Origin of the sequence: Xenophilus azovorans DSM 13620 (assembly GCF_000745855.1) — a bacterium.
Taxonomy (GTDB): Bacteria; Pseudomonadota; Gammaproteobacteria; order Burkholderiales; family Burkholderiaceae_C; genus Xenophilus; species Xenophilus azovorans.
In genome coordinates this window covers 19,507-33,294 of record NZ_JQKD01000006.1, presented here as the reverse complement: position 1 = coordinate 33,294, position 13,788 = coordinate 19,507, and the positions used below count along the sequence as shown (strand labels likewise).

Annotated in this window: 23 protein-coding genes and 1 tRNA gene; 21 read left to right on the top strand and 3 right to left on the bottom strand. The window is 67.0% G+C overall.

The genetic code is table 11. The annotated features are described in order from the left end of the window. Nucleotides 1-134: 134 nt before the first annotated feature. From rplN to Q392_RS04390, 21 genes are all read left to right on the top strand, one after another. Nucleotides 135-503, top strand: coding sequence for a 50S ribosomal protein L14 (gene rplN / locus Q392_RS04490; protein ID WP_038201990.1), 369 nt, complete (start codon nt 135-137; stop codon nt 501-503). Nucleotides 504-516: 13 nt separating this feature from the next. Beyond that, complete coding sequence (rplX, locus tag Q392_RS04485; protein ID WP_038201987.1) at nt 517-834, top strand: 50S ribosomal protein L24; 318 nt, start codon at nt 517-519, stop codon at nt 832-834. 20 nt (nt 835-854) lie between these two features. Beyond that, nucleotides 855-1,394 carry a 50S ribosomal protein L5 gene (gene rplE, locus Q392_RS04480; RefSeq protein ID WP_038201985.1) on the top strand — a complete coding sequence of 180 codons (540 nt, stop codon included), beginning with the start codon at nt 855-857 and terminating at the stop codon, nt 1,392-1,394. A gap of 10 nt (nt 1,395-1,404) precedes the next feature. After that, nucleotides 1,405-1,710 (top strand): 30S ribosomal protein S14, encoded by a 306-nt coding sequence (rpsN, locus tag Q392_RS04475; protein ID WP_038201981.1) that lies wholly within the window; start codon nt 1,405-1,407, stop codon nt 1,708-1,710. A 24-nt stretch (nt 1,711-1,734) separates the two neighbouring features. Continuing rightward, on the top strand, nt 1,735-2,130 hold the full coding sequence (gene rpsH, locus Q392_RS04470; protein WP_038201978.1) for a 30S ribosomal protein S8: 396 nt from the start codon (nt 1,735-1,737) through the stop codon (nt 2,128-2,130). A 17-nt stretch (nt 2,131-2,147) separates the two neighbouring features. Next, nucleotides 2,148-2,681 carry a 50S ribosomal protein L6 gene (gene rplF / locus Q392_RS04465; RefSeq protein WP_038201975.1) on the top strand — a complete coding sequence of 178 codons (534 nt, stop codon included), beginning with the start codon at nt 2,148-2,150 and terminating at the stop codon, nt 2,679-2,681. Nucleotides 2,682-2,692: 11 nt separating this feature from the next. Continuing rightward, nucleotides 2,693-3,058, top strand: coding sequence for a 50S ribosomal protein L18 (gene rplR / locus Q392_RS04460; protein ID WP_038202656.1), 366 nt, complete (start codon nt 2,693-2,695; stop codon nt 3,056-3,058). Nucleotides 3,059-3,086: 28 nt separating this feature from the next. Continuing rightward, entirely contained in the window at nt 3,087-3,608 is a 522-nt protein-coding gene (gene rpsE / locus Q392_RS04455) for a 30S ribosomal protein S5 (protein ID WP_038201972.1), read from the top strand. A 14-nt stretch (nt 3,609-3,622) separates the two neighbouring features. Next, nucleotides 3,623-3,808, top strand: coding sequence for a 50S ribosomal protein L30 (gene rpmD, locus Q392_RS04450; protein WP_038201969.1), 186 nt, complete (start codon nt 3,623-3,625; stop codon nt 3,806-3,808). A 1-nt stretch (nt 3,809) separates the two neighbouring features. Further along, nucleotides 3,810-4,241: a 50S ribosomal protein L15 gene (gene rplO, locus Q392_RS04445; RefSeq protein WP_038201966.1), complete on the top strand. Its 432-nt coding sequence runs from the start codon at nt 3,810-3,812 to the stop codon at nt 4,239-4,241. A gap of 41 nt (nt 4,242-4,282) precedes the next feature. Beyond that, complete coding sequence (gene secY / locus Q392_RS04440) at nt 4,283-5,599, top strand: preprotein translocase subunit SecY (RefSeq protein ID WP_157007782.1); 1,317 nt, start codon at nt 4,283-4,285, stop codon at nt 5,597-5,599. Nucleotides 5,600-5,612: 13 nt separating this feature from the next. Next, nucleotides 5,613-5,831 (top strand): translation initiation factor IF-1, encoded by a 219-nt coding sequence (gene infA, locus Q392_RS04435; RefSeq protein ID WP_038201961.1) that lies wholly within the window; start codon nt 5,613-5,615, stop codon nt 5,829-5,831. A 34-nt stretch (nt 5,832-5,865) separates the two neighbouring features. Continuing rightward, nucleotides 5,866-5,979, top strand: a complete 114-nt coding sequence (gene rpmJ, locus Q392_RS04430; RefSeq protein WP_038201958.1) for a 50S ribosomal protein L36 — start codon at nt 5,866-5,868, stop codon at nt 5,977-5,979. A gap of 23 nt (nt 5,980-6,002) precedes the next feature. Then, a complete protein-coding gene (rpsM, locus tag Q392_RS04425; protein WP_038201955.1) occupies nt 6,003-6,368 on the top strand; it encodes a 30S ribosomal protein S13 in 366 nt (121 codons plus the stop codon). A gap of 10 nt (nt 6,369-6,378) precedes the next feature. Beyond that, complete coding sequence (gene rpsK / locus Q392_RS04420) at nt 6,379-6,783, top strand: 30S ribosomal protein S11 (RefSeq protein ID WP_038201952.1); 405 nt, start codon at nt 6,379-6,381, stop codon at nt 6,781-6,783. Nucleotides 6,784-6,920: 137 nt separating this feature from the next. Then, complete coding sequence (gene rpsD / locus Q392_RS04415) at nt 6,921-7,544, top strand: 30S ribosomal protein S4 (RefSeq protein ID WP_038201947.1); 624 nt, start codon at nt 6,921-6,923, stop codon at nt 7,542-7,544. A gap of 127 nt (nt 7,545-7,671) precedes the next feature. Further along, a complete protein-coding gene (locus Q392_RS04410) occupies nt 7,672-8,664 on the top strand; it encodes a DNA-directed RNA polymerase subunit alpha (RefSeq protein WP_038201944.1) in 993 nt (330 codons plus the stop codon). A gap of 93 nt (nt 8,665-8,757) precedes the next feature. Then, complete coding sequence (gene rplQ / locus Q392_RS04405; RefSeq protein WP_038201941.1) at nt 8,758-9,159, top strand: 50S ribosomal protein L17; 402 nt, start codon at nt 8,758-8,760, stop codon at nt 9,157-9,159. 19 nt (nt 9,160-9,178) lie between these two features. Further along, nucleotides 9,179-9,255 (top strand) — tRNA-Met (locus Q392_RS04400). A gap of 140 nt (nt 9,256-9,395) precedes the next feature. Further along, nucleotides 9,396-10,658 carry a class I SAM-dependent methyltransferase gene (locus Q392_RS04395; protein ID WP_038201938.1) on the top strand — a complete coding sequence of 421 codons (1,263 nt, stop codon included), beginning with the start codon at nt 9,396-9,398 and terminating at the stop codon, nt 10,656-10,658. A gap of 17 nt (nt 10,659-10,675) precedes the next feature. Continuing rightward, complete coding sequence (locus tag Q392_RS04390; RefSeq protein ID WP_038201936.1) at nt 10,676-11,002, top strand: DUF1840 domain-containing protein; 327 nt, start codon at nt 10,676-10,678, stop codon at nt 11,000-11,002. Nucleotides 11,003-11,077: 75 nt separating this feature from the next. Here the strand turns inward: Q392_RS04390 and Q392_RS04385 are convergent, their stop codons facing one another. Genes Q392_RS04385 through Q392_RS04375 form a run of 3 tightly spaced genes read right to left on the bottom strand, consistent with a single transcriptional unit; the run spans nt 11,078 to nt 13,688 of the window. Next, entirely contained in the window at nt 11,078-12,091 is a 1,014-nt protein-coding gene (locus Q392_RS04385; RefSeq protein WP_038202654.1) for a Bug family tripartite tricarboxylate transporter substrate binding protein, read from the bottom strand. Then, nucleotides 12,091-12,477, bottom strand: coding sequence for a hypothetical protein (locus Q392_RS04380; RefSeq protein ID WP_038201934.1), 387 nt, complete (start codon nt 12,475-12,477; stop codon nt 12,091-12,093). The genes Q392_RS04385 and Q392_RS04380 overlap by 1 nt, the downstream gene beginning before the upstream one ends. A 53-nt stretch (nt 12,478-12,530) precedes the next feature. Next, nucleotides 12,531-13,688 carry an FAD-dependent monooxygenase gene (locus Q392_RS04375; protein ID WP_038201931.1) on the bottom strand — a complete coding sequence of 386 codons (1,158 nt, stop codon included), beginning with the start codon at nt 13,686-13,688 and terminating at the stop codon, nt 12,531-12,533. Nucleotides 13,689-13,788 lie beyond the last annotated feature (100 nt).

Here is a 13,788-nt window from a genome sequence, read left to right as displayed (position 1 = left end):
CTTTCAAAAGCGGAAACTTTCGCCCATGCGAAGGTGTGCCCAGGTCCTTCGGACCGGCGCGCCGACGACGGGCCCAAGACTGACCGGCAAGGCCTTTTGGTGGCCGTGTCGGTACAAGTTGGGAACTACTCACAATGATCCAGACTGAATCCCGGCTCGACGTGGCCGACAACACGGGTGCGAAGTCCGTCCTGTGCATCAAGGTGCTCGGCGGCTCCAAGCGTCGTTACGCCAGCGTCGGCGACATCATCAAGGTCAGCGTCAAGGAAGCGGCCCCGCGCGGCCGCGTCAAGAAGGGCGAGATCTACAACGCCGTGGTGGTGCGCACCGCCAAGGGCATCCGCCGCGGCGACGGCTCGCTCGTCAAGTTCGACGGCAACGCCGCCGTGCTGCTCAACGCCAAGCTGGAGCCGATCGGCACCCGCATCTTCGGACCGGTCACGCGCGAGCTGCGCACCGAGAAGTTCATGAAGATCGTCTCGCTGGCTCCCGAAGTTCTGTAAGGACACACGCGCCATGAACAAGATTCGCAAGGGCGACCAGGTCATCGTGATCGCGGGTCGCGACAAGGGCAAGCGCGGCACCGTGTCGCTGCGCGCCGGCGAGAGCCATGTCGTGATCGAGGGCGTCAACCTCGTCAAGAAGCATGCCAAGCCGAACCCGATGAAGGGCACGACCGGCGGCATCGTCGAGAAGGCCATGCCGATCCACCAATCCAACGTGGCGATCTTCAACGCCGCGACCGGCAAGGCCGATCGCGTGGGCATCAAGCTCGTGGACGGCAAGCGCGTGCGCGTGTTCAAGTCCAGCGGCGAACAGATCAAGGCTGCCTAAGCCGCGAGGAAGAGGACATCATGGCCCGACTGCAACAACACTACCGCGAGAAGATCGCGAAAGAACTGACCGAGAAGTTCGGCTACAAGTCGCCGATGCAGGTCCCGCGCCTGACCAAGATCACGCTGAACATGGGCGTGAGCGAGGCCGTGGCCGACAAGAAGGTGATGGACAACGCCGTCGCCGACCTGACCAAGATCGCCGGCCAGAAGCCGGTGGTGACGAAGGCCCGCAAGGCCATCGCCGGCTTCAAGATCCGCGAAGGCCAGGCCATCGGCTGCATGGTCACCCTGCGCGGCGTGAAGATGTACGAGTTCCTGGACCGCTTCGTCACCGTGGCGCTGCCCCGCGTGCGCGACTTCCGCGGCATCAGCGGCCGCGCATTCGACGGCCGCGGCAACTACAACATCGGCGTCAAGGAACAGATCATCTTCCCCGAGATCGAGTACGACAAGGTGGATGCGCTGCGTGGCCTGAACATCAGCATCACGACGACCGCCAAGTCCGACGAAGAAGCCAAGGCGCTGCTGCAGGGCTTCCGTTTCCCCTTCAAGAACTAAAGGTGACCCTGTGGCAAAAGTTGCTTTGATCCAGCGCGAACTCAAGCGCGACAAGCTGGTCGCCAAGTACGCGAAGAAGCATGAAGAACTGAAGGCGATCGCCGGCGACGCCAAGAAGAGCGACGAGGAGCGCGCTGCCGCGCGCCTGGCGCTGCAGAAGCTGCCGCGCAACGCCAACCCGACGCGCCAGCGCAACCGCTGCGAAATCACCGGCCGTCCGCGCGGCACCTTCCGCCAGTTCGGCCTGGGCCGCGCCAAGGTCCGCGAACTGGCCTTCGCCGGCGACATCCCCGGCGTGACCAAGGCCAGCTGGTAAGACGCGCAGGCAGGAGCAAGAAACATGAGCATGAGTGATCCCATCGCCGACCTGCTGACGCGCATCCGCAATGCGCAGATGGTCGCGAAGCCCACCGTGTCGGTCCCGTCTTCCAAGGTGAAGGTCGCGATCGCCCAGGTGCTGAAGGACGAGGGCTACATCGACGGCTTCCAGGTCAAGACCGAAGCCGGCAAGAGCGAACTCGAAATCTCGCTGAAGTATTACGCCGGCCGCCCGGTGATCGAGCGCATCGAGCGCGTGAGCCGCCCCGGCCTGCGCGTGTACAAGGGCGCGACCGCGATCCCCAAGGTCCAGAACGGCCTGGGCGTGGCCATCGTCACCACCCCCAAGGGCGTGATGACCGACCGCAAGGCGCGCGCCACCGGCGTGGGCGGCGAAGTGCTGTGCTACGTCGCCTGATGCGGAGGAACTGAACAATGTCCCGAGTCGGAAAAATGCCGGTCGCCGTCCCGCAAGGCGTGGACGTGTCGATCAAGGAAGACCAGATCAGCGTGAAGGGCGCGGGCGGCCAGCTGTCCATCGCCGCCAACGCGCTGGTGAAGGTGACCAGCAAGGACGGCCAGCTCAGCTTCGAGCCGGCGAACGAGTCGCGCGAAGCCAACGCGATGAGCGGCACCGTGCGCCAGCTGGTCAACAACATGGTCGTGGGCGTGAGCAAGGGCTTCGAGAAGAAGCTGACGCTGGTCGGCGTGGGCTACAAGGCCCAGGCCCAGGGCAGCAAGCTGAACCTGTCGGTCGGCTTCTCGCACCCCGTCAACAAGGAGATGCCTGCGGGCATCACCGTGGCCACCCCCGCCCCGACGGAAATCGTCATCAAGGGTGCCGACCGCCAGCGCGTCGGCCAGGTGGCTGCCGAGATCCGCGCGATCCGTCCGCCCGAGCCCTACAAGGGCAAGGGCATCCGCTATGCCGATGAGCGGATCGTGATCAAGGAAACCAAGAAGAAGTAAGAGGCCGCATGATGTTGACCAAAAAGGAACAGCGCCTGCGCCGCGCCCGCCAGACCCGCATCCGCATTGCCACGCAAGGCGTCGCGCGTCTGACGGTGAACCGCACCAACCTGCACATCTACGCCACCGTGATCTCCGGCGACGGCTCCAAGGTGCTGGCCACGGCCTCCACCGCCGAAGCCGAAGTGCGCAGCTCGCTCGGTGGTGCCGGCAAGGGCGGCAACGCCGCTGCCGCCACGATCATCGGCAAGCGCATCGCCGAGCGCGCCAAGGCCGCCGGCGTTGAGAAGGTGGCCTTCGACCGTGCGGGCTTCGCCTACCACGGTCGCGTGAAGGCGCTGGCCGAAGCCGCCCGCGAAGCCGGGCTGCAGTTCTAAGCGAACGCGCACGAATCAGGAATTCAAGATGGCAAAGATTCAGGCAAGAACGAGCGCCGAGGGTCCCGAGGACGGTCTGCGCGAGAAGATGATCTCGATCAACCGCGTCACCAAGGTGGTGAAGGGTGGTCGGATCCTGGGCTTCGCGGCGCTGACGGTGGTCGGCGACGGCGACGGCCGCGTCGGCATGGGCAAGGGCAAGTCCAAGGAAGTGCCCTCCGCCGTGCAGAAGGCGATGGAAGAAGCCCGCCGCAACATGCTGAAGGTGTCGATCAAGAACGGCACCCTGCACCATGAAGTGACCGGCCACCACGGCGCCTCCAAGGTGATGATGTCACCGGCCCCCAAGGGGACCGGCATCATCGCCGGCGGCCCGATGCGTGCCGTGTTCGAGGTGATGGGCATCACCGACGTCGTGGCCAAGAGCCACGGCTCGTCCAATCCGTACAACATGGTCCGCGCGACCCTGGACGCGCTCAAGAACTCCACCACCCCGGCCGAAGTCGCTGCCAAGCGCGGGCTGACGGTGGAAGAAGTCTTCAGCGCCTGATCGGAGAGAACGCGATGACGACGCAACAACAGACCGTGAAGGTCCAGCTGGTCCGCAGCCCCATCGGCACGAAGGAATCGCACCGTGCCACGGTGCGCGGCCTGGGCCTGCGCAAGCTCAACAGTGTGAGCGAGCTGCAGGACACGCCCGCCGTGCGCGGCATGATCAACAAGATCGCCTACCTGGTGAAGGTGCTCTGACATGGAACTCAACAGCATCCAGCCCGCAGCGGGCGCCAAGCATGCCAAGCGCCGCGTCGGCCGCGGCATCGGCTCCGGCCTGGGCAAGACCGCGGGCCGCGGCCACAAGGGCCAGAAGTCCCGCGCCGGCGGCTTCCACAAGGTCGGCTTCGAAGGCGGCCAGATGCCGCTGCAGCGCCGCCTGCCCAAGCGCGGCTTCAAGTCGGCTTCGCTGAAGTTCAACGCCGAGGTCACGCTGGCCCAGCTCGACAAGCTGGGCGCGGCCGAGGTCGACATGCTGGCCCTCAAGCAGGCCGGCCTGGTCGGCCAGCTCGCCAAGGTGGTGAAGATCATCAAGTCGGGTGAACTGACGAAGGCCGTCAAGCTGACGGGCATCGGCGCGACCGCCGGCGCCAAGGCTGCCATCGAGGCGGCCGGCGGCAGCGTGGCCTGAAGCCCAGGGCGGAAAGCAGACCGAACGTGGCAACCAACGCGATGACCAGGCAGCAGGGGCTCGCCAAGACCGGCAAGTTCGGCGACCTGCGTCGCCGGCTCGTCTTCTTGCTGCTTGCGCTCGTGGTCTACCGCATCGGGGCGCACATCCCGGTGCCGGGCATCAATCCGGACCAGCTGGCGCAGCTCTTCCAGGGGCAGCAGGGCGGCATCCTGAGCCTGTTCAACATGTTCTCGGGCGGCGCGCTGTCGCGCTTCACGGTCTTCGCGCTGGGGATCATGCCGTACATCTCGGCGTCGATCATCATGCAGCTGATGACCTACGTGATGCCGCAGTTCGAGCAGCTCAAGAAGGAAGGCGAGGCCGGCCGGCGCAAGATCACCCAGTACACGCGCTACGGCACGCTGGGCCTGGCGCTGTTCCAGTCGATGAGCATCGCGGTGGCGCTCGAGTCGTCGCCCGGCCTGGTGATCGCGCCGGGCTTCGGCTTCCGCATCACGGCGATGGTGAGCCTGACGGCCGGTTCCATGTTCCTGATGTGGCTGGGCGAGCAGATCACCGAGCGCGGCCTGGGCAACGGCATCTCGATCCTCATCTTCGCCGGCATCGCCGCCGGCCTGCCGAGCGCGATCGGCGGCCTGCTGGAGCTGGTGCGCACGGGTGCGATGAGCGTGATCGTGGCACTGTTCATCGTCGTCCTGGTGGCGCTGGTGACCTGGTTCGTGGTGTTCGTCGAGCGCGGCCAGCGCAAGATCCTGGTGAACTATGCGCGCCGTCAGGTGGGCAACAAGATCTACGGCGGCCAGGCCTCGCACCTGCCGCTCAAGCTGAACATGGCCGGGGTGATTCCGCCGATCTTCGCGTCGTCGATCATCCTGCTGCCGGCCACCATCGTGGGCTGGTTCAGCTCGGGCGACAGCATGCGATGGCTCAAGGACATCGCCGCGATGCTGGCGCCGGGGCAGCCGGTCTACACGGCGCTGTACGCCGGCGCCATCGTGTTCTTCTGCTTCTTCTACACGGCGCTCGTGTTCAACAGCCGCGAGACCGCCGACAACCTGAAGAAGAGCGGCGCCTTCATCCCCGGGATCCGTCCCGGCGATCAGACGGCCCGCTACATCGACAAGATCCTGGGACGCCTCACGCTGGCCGGTGCCATCTACATCACCTTCGTGTGCCTGCTGCCGGAGTTCCTGATCCTCAGATACAACGTGCCGTTCTATTTCGGCGGCACCTCGCTGCTGATCATCGTGGTCGTCACCATGGACTTCATGGCCCAGGTGCAGAACTACCTGATGTCGCAGCAGTACGAATCGCTGCTCAAGAAAGCGAACTTCAAGACCTCGCTGGGCGGCTGATGACGGTGACGACATGTCCAAGGACGATGCGATCCAGATGCAGGGGGAGGTCCTTGAGAACCTTCCCAATGCAACTTTCCGGGTCAAGCTGGAAAACGGTCACATCGTCCTCGGCCACATTTCGGGAAAGATGCGCATGCATTACATCCGCATCCTTCCCGGAGACAAGGTGACGGTGGAACTGACGCCCTACGACTTGAGCCGGGCGCGCATTGTGTTTCGGGCGAAGTGAATCGCGCCCACGAGAGAGTTTCAGGAGAAATGAAATGAGAGTTTCGGCTTCGGTCAAGACCATCTGCCGCAATTGCAAGATCATCCGCCGCAAGGGCGTCGTGCGCGTGATCTGCACCGACCCGCGCCACAAGCAGCGCCAGGGTTGATTCGAGAGTTCTAGAGGACGCACATGGCACGTATCGCTGGCATCAACATCCCGCCGCACAAGCACGCCGAAATCGGCCTGACGGCGATCTTTGGCATCGGTCGCACGCGCGCTCGCAAGATCTGCGAAGCCTGCGGCATCGACTACGCGAAGAAGGTCAAGGACCTGACCGACGCGGACCTCGAGAAGATCCGCGACCAGATTGCCCAGTTCACGATCGAGGGCGACCTGCGCCGCGAGACGACGATGAACATCAAGCGACTGATGGACATCGGCTGCTACCGCGGCTTCCGCCATCGTCGCGGCCTGCCCATGCGCGGCCAGCGCACGCGCACCAATGCCCGCACCCGCAAGGGTCCGCGCAAGGCTGCCCAGGCCCTGAAGAAGTAAGGAATAGAGCATGGCAAAGTCTCCCGCCAACAACGCCGCCCAGCGCGTGCGCAAGAAGGTCCGCAAGAACGTTGCGGACGGCATCGCGCACGTGCACGCGTCGTTCAACAACACCATCATCACGATCACCGACCGCCAGGGCAACGCACTGTCGTGGGCCTCGTCGGGCGGCCAGGGCTTCAAGGGCTCGCGCAAGTCGACCCCCTTCGCGGCCCAGGTGGCCTCCGAAGTGGCCGGCCGCGCCGCGGTCGAGCAGGGCATCAAGAACCTGGACGTCGAGATCAAGGGCCCCGGCCCGGGTCGCGAATCGTCGGTGCGCGCGCTGGCCGCGCTGGGCATCCGCATCACCTCGATCTCCGACGTGACGCCGGTGCCGCACAACGGCTGCCGCCCCCAGAAGCGCCGCCGCATCTGAGCGCTGGCGCCAGGCGCAGCCCGCCGCGAGGCGGTCTGCGCGTTTTGCTTTTTCACCACCCCAAGCCCACCGCCATCGACCGACGCGACTGATGGCTCCCGCAGGCGACTGCGGCAGAAGACTCAAAGGAAAATACCGTGGCACGCTACCTCGGCCCCAAGGCCAAGCTCTCCCGCCGTGAAGGCACCGACCTGTTCCTCAAGAGCGCCCGCCGCTCGATCGCGGACAAGGCCAAGTTCGACTCCAAGCCCGGCCAGCACGGCCGCACCTCGGGTCAGCGCACCTCCGACTTCGGCCTGCAGCTGCGCGAGAAGCAGAAGGTCAAGCGCATGTACGGCGTGCTGGAAAAGCAGTTTCGCCGCTACTTCGAGGAAGCCGACCGCCGCCGCGGCAACACCGGCGCCAACCTGCTGTTCCTGCTGGAATCGCGCCTGGACAACGTCGTCTACCGCATGGGCTTCGGCTCGACCCGCGCCGAGGCGCGCCAGCTCGTGTCGCACAAGGCCATCACGGTCAACGGCCAGCCGGTGAACATTCCCTCGTACCTGGTGAAGCCGGGCGATGTGGTTGCCGTGCGCGAGCAGTCGAAGAAGCAGGCCCGCGTGATCGAGGCGCTGCAACTGGCGCAGCAGGTCGGCATGCCCGGCTGGGTGGAAGTCAACGCCGACAAGGCGGAAGGCACGTTCAAGAAGGTGCCGGACCGCGACGAATTCGGCGCCGACATCAACGAATCGCTGATCGTGGAACTGTATTCGAGGTAAGACGATAACGAGGCTGCTGCGCAGCCTCGTCCTTGAATGTTTTTGTTCCCTTATCGGAGGCATCCGGTAAGGGCACTTCACCAGCCTTACCGGTGTAACGAGCCGGGGGTATTGAGAGGAAGTCCGCATGCAAACGACCCTGCTGAAACCCAAGACCATCCAGGTCGAGCAACTGGCCGCCAACAAGGCGAAGGTCACGCTCGAGCCCTTCGAGCGCGGCTACGGCCACACGCTCGGCAACGCGCTGCGCCGCGTGCTGCTCTCTTCGATGGTGGGTTACGCAGCCACTGAAGTGACGATCGCCGGCGTGCTGCACGAGTACTCGTCGATCGACGGCGTCCAGGAAGACGTCGTCAACATCCTGCTCAACCTCAAGGGCGTGGTGTTCAAGCTGCACAACCGCGACGAGGTGACCCTGTCGCTGCGCAAGGACGGCGAAGGCCCGGTCAAGGCCTCCGACATCCAGACGCCGCACGACGTCGAGATCATCAACCCCGACCACGTGATCGCCAACCTGTCGCAAGGCGGCAAGCTGGACATGCAGATCAAGGTCGAGAAGGGCCGCGGCTACGTGCCCGGCACGATGCGCCGCTACGCCGACGAGCCGACCAAGTCGATCGGCCGGATCGTGCTGGACGCCTCGTTCTCGCCGGTCAAGCGCGTGAGCTACACCGTCGAGAGCGCCCGCGTCGAGCAGCGAACCGACCTGGACAAGCTGCTGGTCGAGATCGAGACCAACGGTGCGATCAGCGCCGAAGACGCCGTGCGCGCCTCGGCCAAGATCCTGGTCGAGCAGCTGGCCGTGTTCGCGCAGCTGGAAGGCGGCGCCATCGACGGCATGTTCGAGCAGCCCCAGCAGCGCAGCGCCCAGCAGTTCGACCCGATCCTGCTGCGCCCCGTGGACGAACTGGAGCTGACGGTGCGCTCGGCCAACTGCCTGAAGGCCGAGAACATCTACTACATCGGCGACCTGATCCAGCGCACCGAGAACGAACTGCTCAAGACCCCGAACCTGGGCCGCAAGTCGCTCAACGAGATCAAGGAAGTGCTGGCCTCGCGTGGCCTCACGCTGGGCATGAAGCTCGAAAGCTGGCCGCCGGCCGGCCTGGACAAGAGGTAAACCAGGTTCGCCGCTCGCGGCAAACCTTGCCCTCCTGTGTGTATTGCGGGTACCTGATACGGCCTGCTCTTAAATAACGAAAGGAATATCACCATGCGTCACGGACTCGGCCTGCGCAAACTCAACCGCACCAGCTCGCACCGCCTCGCGATGCTGCGCAACATGACCAACTCGCTGATCGCGCACGAAGCGATCAAGACCACCGTGCCGAAGGCCAAGGAACTGCGCCGCGTCGTCGAGCCGCTGATCACCCTGGCCAAGAAGCCGACGGTCGCCAACAAGCGCCTGGCCTTCGACCGCCTGCGCGACCGCGACAGCGTCGTCAAGCTGTTCAACGAACTCGGCCCGCGCTATCAGACCCGTCCGGGCGGCTACACGCGCATCCTGAAGATGGGCTTCCGCGTGGGCGACAACGCCCCCATGGCCCTGGTCGAGCTGGTGGACCGCCCCGAGCCGACGGAAGCGGCCGAAGGCGAGCAAGGCGCCGCCGAATAAGCTATAATTTCTTTCTTGCCGCGCGGTGGAGCAGCCTGGTAGCTCGTTGGGCTCATAACCCAAAGGTCGCAAGTTCAAATCTTGCCCGCGCAACCACTTTCAAAAGGCCCTCGTTCGAGGGCCTTTTTCTTTGGCCGGCCGCGTCAGCCCCAGGCAAACGGCGGTGTCTGCAAACTGCGGCGTGTTGTGCCACCATCGGCGCTTCCTGTCTTCCGTGTTTTGCACAATCCGTCGACATGCAGAGCCTGGTCAGCAAGATCGAAGCCATTCTGGCGCCCCTTCCCGTTCCCGTTTCCCTCCAACTGCCTGACGGCCAGCGCATCGGCGCCGGCGACGCGAGGCTCGTCCTGAGCTTCTCGACCTGGGGCGCCCTGGCCAAGCTGGCGGCCAGCCAGGTCGGCAGCGTGGGAGAGGACTACGTCGAGGGCCGGGTGGGCATCGAGGGCAGCATGCGCGACCTGATGGCCACCGCGGCGGCGCTGATGCCGTCCAGCCCCGCCGAGAGCAACAGCGGCTGGTGGACCCGCCTGCTGCGCAACGCCAAGTCGCGCGGCTCGCACACGCAGGGCAAGGACGCCGAGCAGATCCAGTTCCACTACGACGTCTCGGACGACTTCTACGCGCTCTGGCTGGACCCGCGGCGCGTGTACTCCTGCGCCTACTACCGCACGCCGGATCTGGACATCGCCGGCGCTCAGGAAGCCAAGCTCGACCACATCTGCCGCAAGCTGATGCTGCAGCCGGGCGAGCGCTTCCTCGACATCGGCTGCGGCTGGGGCGCGCTGCTGCTGTGGGCGGCCGAGCACTACGGCGTGGACGCCACCGGCATCACCCTGTCGAAGAACCAGCACGCCCACGTGGAGCGGCTGATCGCCGAGCGCGGGCTGGGCGAGCGCGTGCGCGTGCGGCTGATGGACTACCGCGAGCTCAAGACCGACCGGCCCTTCGACAAGATCGCCTCCATCGGCATGCTGGAGCACGTCGGCCGCGCCAACATGGGCCTGTACCTGCGCGACGTGCACGACCTGCTCGCGCCCGGCGGCCTCACGCTGCAGCACGGCATCACGGCCGGCCAGCTGGACTACAAGCAGCTCGGCGCCGGCATGGGCGACTTCATCGAAAAGTACATCTTCCCGGGCGGGGAGCTGCTGCACGTCACGCACATCCTGAGCGAGACGGCCGAGGCCGGGCTGGAGATGGTGGACACGGAGAACCTGCGCCCCCACTACGCCCGCACGCTGTGGGCCTGGTCCGATGCGCTGGAGGCGCGGCTGGACGAGGCGCGCGCCGTGCTGGAGCGCACGGCCGGCCCGGAGCGCGGCGGGCGCATCCTGCGCGCCTACCGCCTCTACCTGGCCGGCTGCGCCATGAGCTTCGAGCAGGGCTGGATCGCGTTGCACCAGATGCTGTCTGCCCGACGCGACGGGCAGGTGGCATCCCACGTGTTGCGCGGCGCGCAATCGGTATACCCTTTCACACGCAACTACATGTACGAGTGAAGAAAGGGGATTCCGCCATGCTCTACCGCTTCAAGTCCCAGGCCAGTGCCGACGTCGTGATGCTGGAGGCCAACGCGCGCCAGTTGCTGGACATCATCGGCAAGGCGGCGGCGCCGGCCGGCGTCATCGTCGTGGACCAGATGCCGGGCGCCATCGCCTCGCTGGAGGCCGCGGTGGCGCGCGAGGCGCGCGACGGCAAGCACAACCGCGACCCCAACGCCGTGGAAGACCACGACGCCGAGTCCGAAGCGCAGCACGTCGGCCTGCACCAGCGCGCCACGCCGCTGCTGAACATGCTGAAGGAATCGCTCGCGGAGAAAAAGGACATCGTCTGGGGCGCGTAACCCGCTTCCCCGGTCCAGAAAAAACAAAGGCCGCGCCCATCGGACGCGGCCTTTGTCTTTGCGGCGCCGGCCTGCTCAGTCCACCGTCGCGCCCGAGTCCTTCACCACCTTGGCCCACTTCACGTGCTCGTCGGCGATGTGCTTGGTGAACTGCGCCGGCGTGTTGCCGCTGGGGATCGCGCCCTGGGCCTGCATCTTCTCCTTCACCTCGGGCGTGCCCAGCGCCTTGGCCACCGCCTGCTGCACGCGGTTGACGACGTCGGGCGAGGTGCCGGCCGGCGCCAGCAGGCCGAACCAGGAACTGGCCTCGTAGCCCTTGAGCGCGGGGCCGCCGGCTTCCTCCACCGTCGGCACGTCGGGCAGCGCCGACGAGCGCTGGCTGCTGGTGACCGCCAGCGCGGTGAGCTTGCCGCCCTTGATCTGCTGCATCGACGAGGGCAGGTTGTCGAACATCACGTCGGCGTTGCCCGCCACCATGTCCAGCAGCGCCGGGCCGGAGCCCTTGTAGGGCACGTGCGTCATCTGCGTGCCCGTCATGCTCTTGAACAGCTCGCCGGCCAGATGGATCGAGGTGCCGCTGCCGCTGGAGGCCATGTTCAGCTTGTTGGGGTTGGCCTTCAGGTACTTGATCAGGTCCGGCACGTTGCGGATGCCGTACTGCCTGGCCTTCTCGGCGTTCATCTCCAGCACGTTGGGCACGGCGGCCACCAGGGTGACGGGCACGAAGTCCTTGATCGGGTCGTAGGGCAGGTTCTTGTAGAGCGCGCGGTTGATGCCGTGCGTGCCCACCGTGCCCATCAGGAAGGTGTAGCCGTCGTTCGGCGACTTGGCGACGATCTCGGCGCCGATGTTGCCGCCGGCGCCGGCCCGGTTGTCGACGATGAACTGCTGGCCGAAGGCCTTGCTCAGCTCCGGCGCCACGGCGCGCGCCAGGATGTCGGTGGTGCCGCCGGGCGCGAAGGGCACGACGATCTTCACCGGCTTGGTTGGCCAGGTGTCGGCCCAGGCGGCCGGGGCAGCCAGGGCCAGGGCGGCGGTGGCCGCCAGGGCCAGTGCGGCGCGGCGGTTCGGTTGGCAATGACGACGCATCATGCAGGGGTCTCCTCGAAGGGGGTTGGAAGGGCCGCCAGCGCCTGGCGCAGCGTCTGGCCGGGCGCCAGGCCCAGCGCCGCGGCGCCGGCGTTGACGTGGCTGAGCACGCCGTCGTCCAGCGTGCTGCGGGCCTCGCCGATGCGCGCGCTGCCGTGCGCCACCGTGCAGGCCGCCAGCGCGTGCGCCTGCAGGAAGCCCAGCGCCGCGATGCCGGCTGCGTCGCGGCCGACGCCGGCGTCGTTGAACACCGACAGCAGCGGCCGCGCCGCCAGCGCATAGCGTGCCGAGCTGATCCCGCCGTGCGAGCCGCTCACCGCCACGCAGCCGGCGTCGCCCGCATGCAGTTCGGTGATCGAGTCGACGACGCGCAGGCGCAGCGGCATGCGCCCGTTTGTAGCGGCCGGCGCCTGCGCGTCCGAGGGTGGAAACCCGTCCTTCAGGCCGCGGCCGGCTCGGCCAGCGGCACCTGCCAGGCGTCGTAGCCGTAGACCCAGTCCGCATTGCCGCCCGCGCGCAGCCAGTTGTTGCCGCGCGAGCCGACCTGGATGCGCGCCGTGCGCTCCAGGCGGGCCTGCTCGTAGCGGCGCAGCGCGTGGGGCACGGCGTCCGCTGCGACGCCCTCCAGCGCGCGGGCCAGCACCACCGCGTCCTCGATCGCCATGCCGGCGCCCTGCGCCATGAAGGGCATCATCGGGTGGCAGGCGTCGCCCAGCAGCGTCAGGCGGCCCTGGCTCCAGCGCGGCAGCGGGTCGCGCTCGTACAGCGCGGTCTTGAGCACGCTGTCGCAGGCGTCGAGCAGGGCGCGCGCATGCGGATGGAAGTCCGCGTAGAAGCCGCGCAGCTCCTCCACGCTGCCCTCGGTGGTCCACGACTCCTCGTGCCAGGCGTCCTGCGCCGTGGTGGCGAAGACGAAGGTGTCGCGCCCCTGGTTGAGCGGGAAGGTGACGATCTGGCTTTCCGGCGCGGGGCCCCACCACTTGGTGAAGGCGCCGATGTCCGGCACGTCCTTCACCCGCTCGGTCGGCACCACGGCGCGGAAGGCCACCACGCCGGTGAAGCGCGGCGCGTCGGCGCCGAACATCGCCGCGCGCACGGCGGAATGGATGCCGTCGGCGCCCACCAGCACGTCCAGCCCGCGCGCCTCGCCGCCATCGGCGAAGCGCACAGCCACGCCGTCCTCCGTCTCCTCGATGCGTTCGCAGCGGCTGGCGAAGCGCACGCGCTCGCGCGGGAAGGCCTCGGCCAGCGCGGCCAGCAGGTCGGCGCGGTGGATGGTGAGCTGCGGCGCGCCGTACTGGCGCTCGGCCGCGTCGCTCATCGGCAGGCGCGAGGTCTCCTCGCCGGTGTCCCAGGTGCGGCTGATGCGGTGCGTGGGCCGCGCCGCCGAGGCGCGCGCCGCCGCGGCGATGCCGGCGCCCAGGCCGTCCAGCGCACGCACGGCGTTGGGCGTGAGGTTGATGTCGGCGCCGACGCGCAGGTATTCGCGGCTCTGCTCGAACACGGTCACGTCGTGGCCCTGGCGCTGCAGCGCGCAGGCGGCGGCCAGGCCGCCGATGCCGCCGCCGGCGATGCCGATCTTCAGGGGGTTCGTCATGGGGAAGTCTCCAGTGCTGTGAAAAAAGGGGGAACGGGGCGGCGCCGCGCTGTGCCAAGATCGACGGCATGCCGTCCATCCCGCGTGCGCCGAAGCGATG

Coding starts and splice junctions, on each gene's coding strand:
- rpsK (WP_038201952.1), top strand. CDS start 6,379: ATGGCAAAGTCTCCCGCCAACAACGCCGCCCAGCGCGTGCGCAAGAAG.
- rpsE (WP_038201972.1), top strand. CDS start 3,087: ATGGCAAAGATTCAGGCAAGAACGAGCGCCGAGGGTCCCGAGGACGGT.
- rplN (WP_038201990.1), top strand. CDS start 135: ATGATCCAGACTGAATCCCGGCTCGACGTGGCCGACAACACGGGTGCG.
- rplO (WP_038201966.1), top strand. CDS start 3,810: ATGGAACTCAACAGCATCCAGCCCGCAGCGGGCGCCAAGCATGCCAAG.
- Q392_RS04395 (WP_038201938.1), top strand. CDS start 9,396: ATGCAGAGCCTGGTCAGCAAGATCGAAGCCATTCTGGCGCCCCTTCCC.
- Q392_RS04410 (WP_038201944.1), top strand. CDS start 7,672: ATGCAAACGACCCTGCTGAAACCCAAGACCATCCAGGTCGAGCAACTG.
- rplX (WP_038201987.1), top strand. CDS start 517: ATGAACAAGATTCGCAAGGGCGACCAGGTCATCGTGATCGCGGGTCGC.
- rpsM (WP_038201955.1), top strand. CDS start 6,003: ATGGCACGTATCGCTGGCATCAACATCCCGCCGCACAAGCACGCCGAA.
- rplR (WP_038202656.1), top strand. CDS start 2,693: ATGTTGACCAAAAAGGAACAGCGCCTGCGCCGCGCCCGCCAGACCCGC.
- rplE (WP_038201985.1), top strand. CDS start 855: ATGGCCCGACTGCAACAACACTACCGCGAGAAGATCGCGAAAGAACTG.
- Q392_RS04375 (WP_038201931.1), bottom strand. CDS start 13,688: ATGACGAACCCCCTGAAGATCGGCATCGCCGGCGGCGGCATCGGCGGC.
- rpmJ (WP_038201958.1), top strand. CDS start 5,866: ATGAGAGTTTCGGCTTCGGTCAAGACCATCTGCCGCAATTGCAAGATC.
- secY (WP_157007782.1), top strand. CDS start 4,283: ATGACCAGGCAGCAGGGGCTCGCCAAGACCGGCAAGTTCGGCGACCTG.
- Q392_RS04380 (WP_038201934.1), bottom strand. CDS start 12,477: ATGCCGCTGCGCCTGCGCGTCGTCGACTCGATCACCGAACTGCATGCG.
- Q392_RS04385 (WP_038202654.1), bottom strand. CDS start 12,091: ATGCGTCGTCATTGCCAACCGAACCGCCGCGCCGCACTGGCCCTGGCG.
- rpmD (WP_038201969.1), top strand. CDS start 3,623: ATGACGACGCAACAACAGACCGTGAAGGTCCAGCTGGTCCGCAGCCCC.
- rpsH (WP_038201978.1), top strand. CDS start 1,735: ATGAGCATGAGTGATCCCATCGCCGACCTGCTGACGCGCATCCGCAAT.
- rplQ (WP_038201941.1), top strand. CDS start 8,758: ATGCGTCACGGACTCGGCCTGCGCAAACTCAACCGCACCAGCTCGCAC.
- infA (WP_038201961.1), top strand. CDS start 5,613: ATGTCCAAGGACGATGCGATCCAGATGCAGGGGGAGGTCCTTGAGAAC.
- Q392_RS04390 (WP_038201936.1), top strand. CDS start 10,676: ATGCTCTACCGCTTCAAGTCCCAGGCCAGTGCCGACGTCGTGATGCTG.
- rplF (WP_038201975.1), top strand. CDS start 2,148: ATGTCCCGAGTCGGAAAAATGCCGGTCGCCGTCCCGCAAGGCGTGGAC.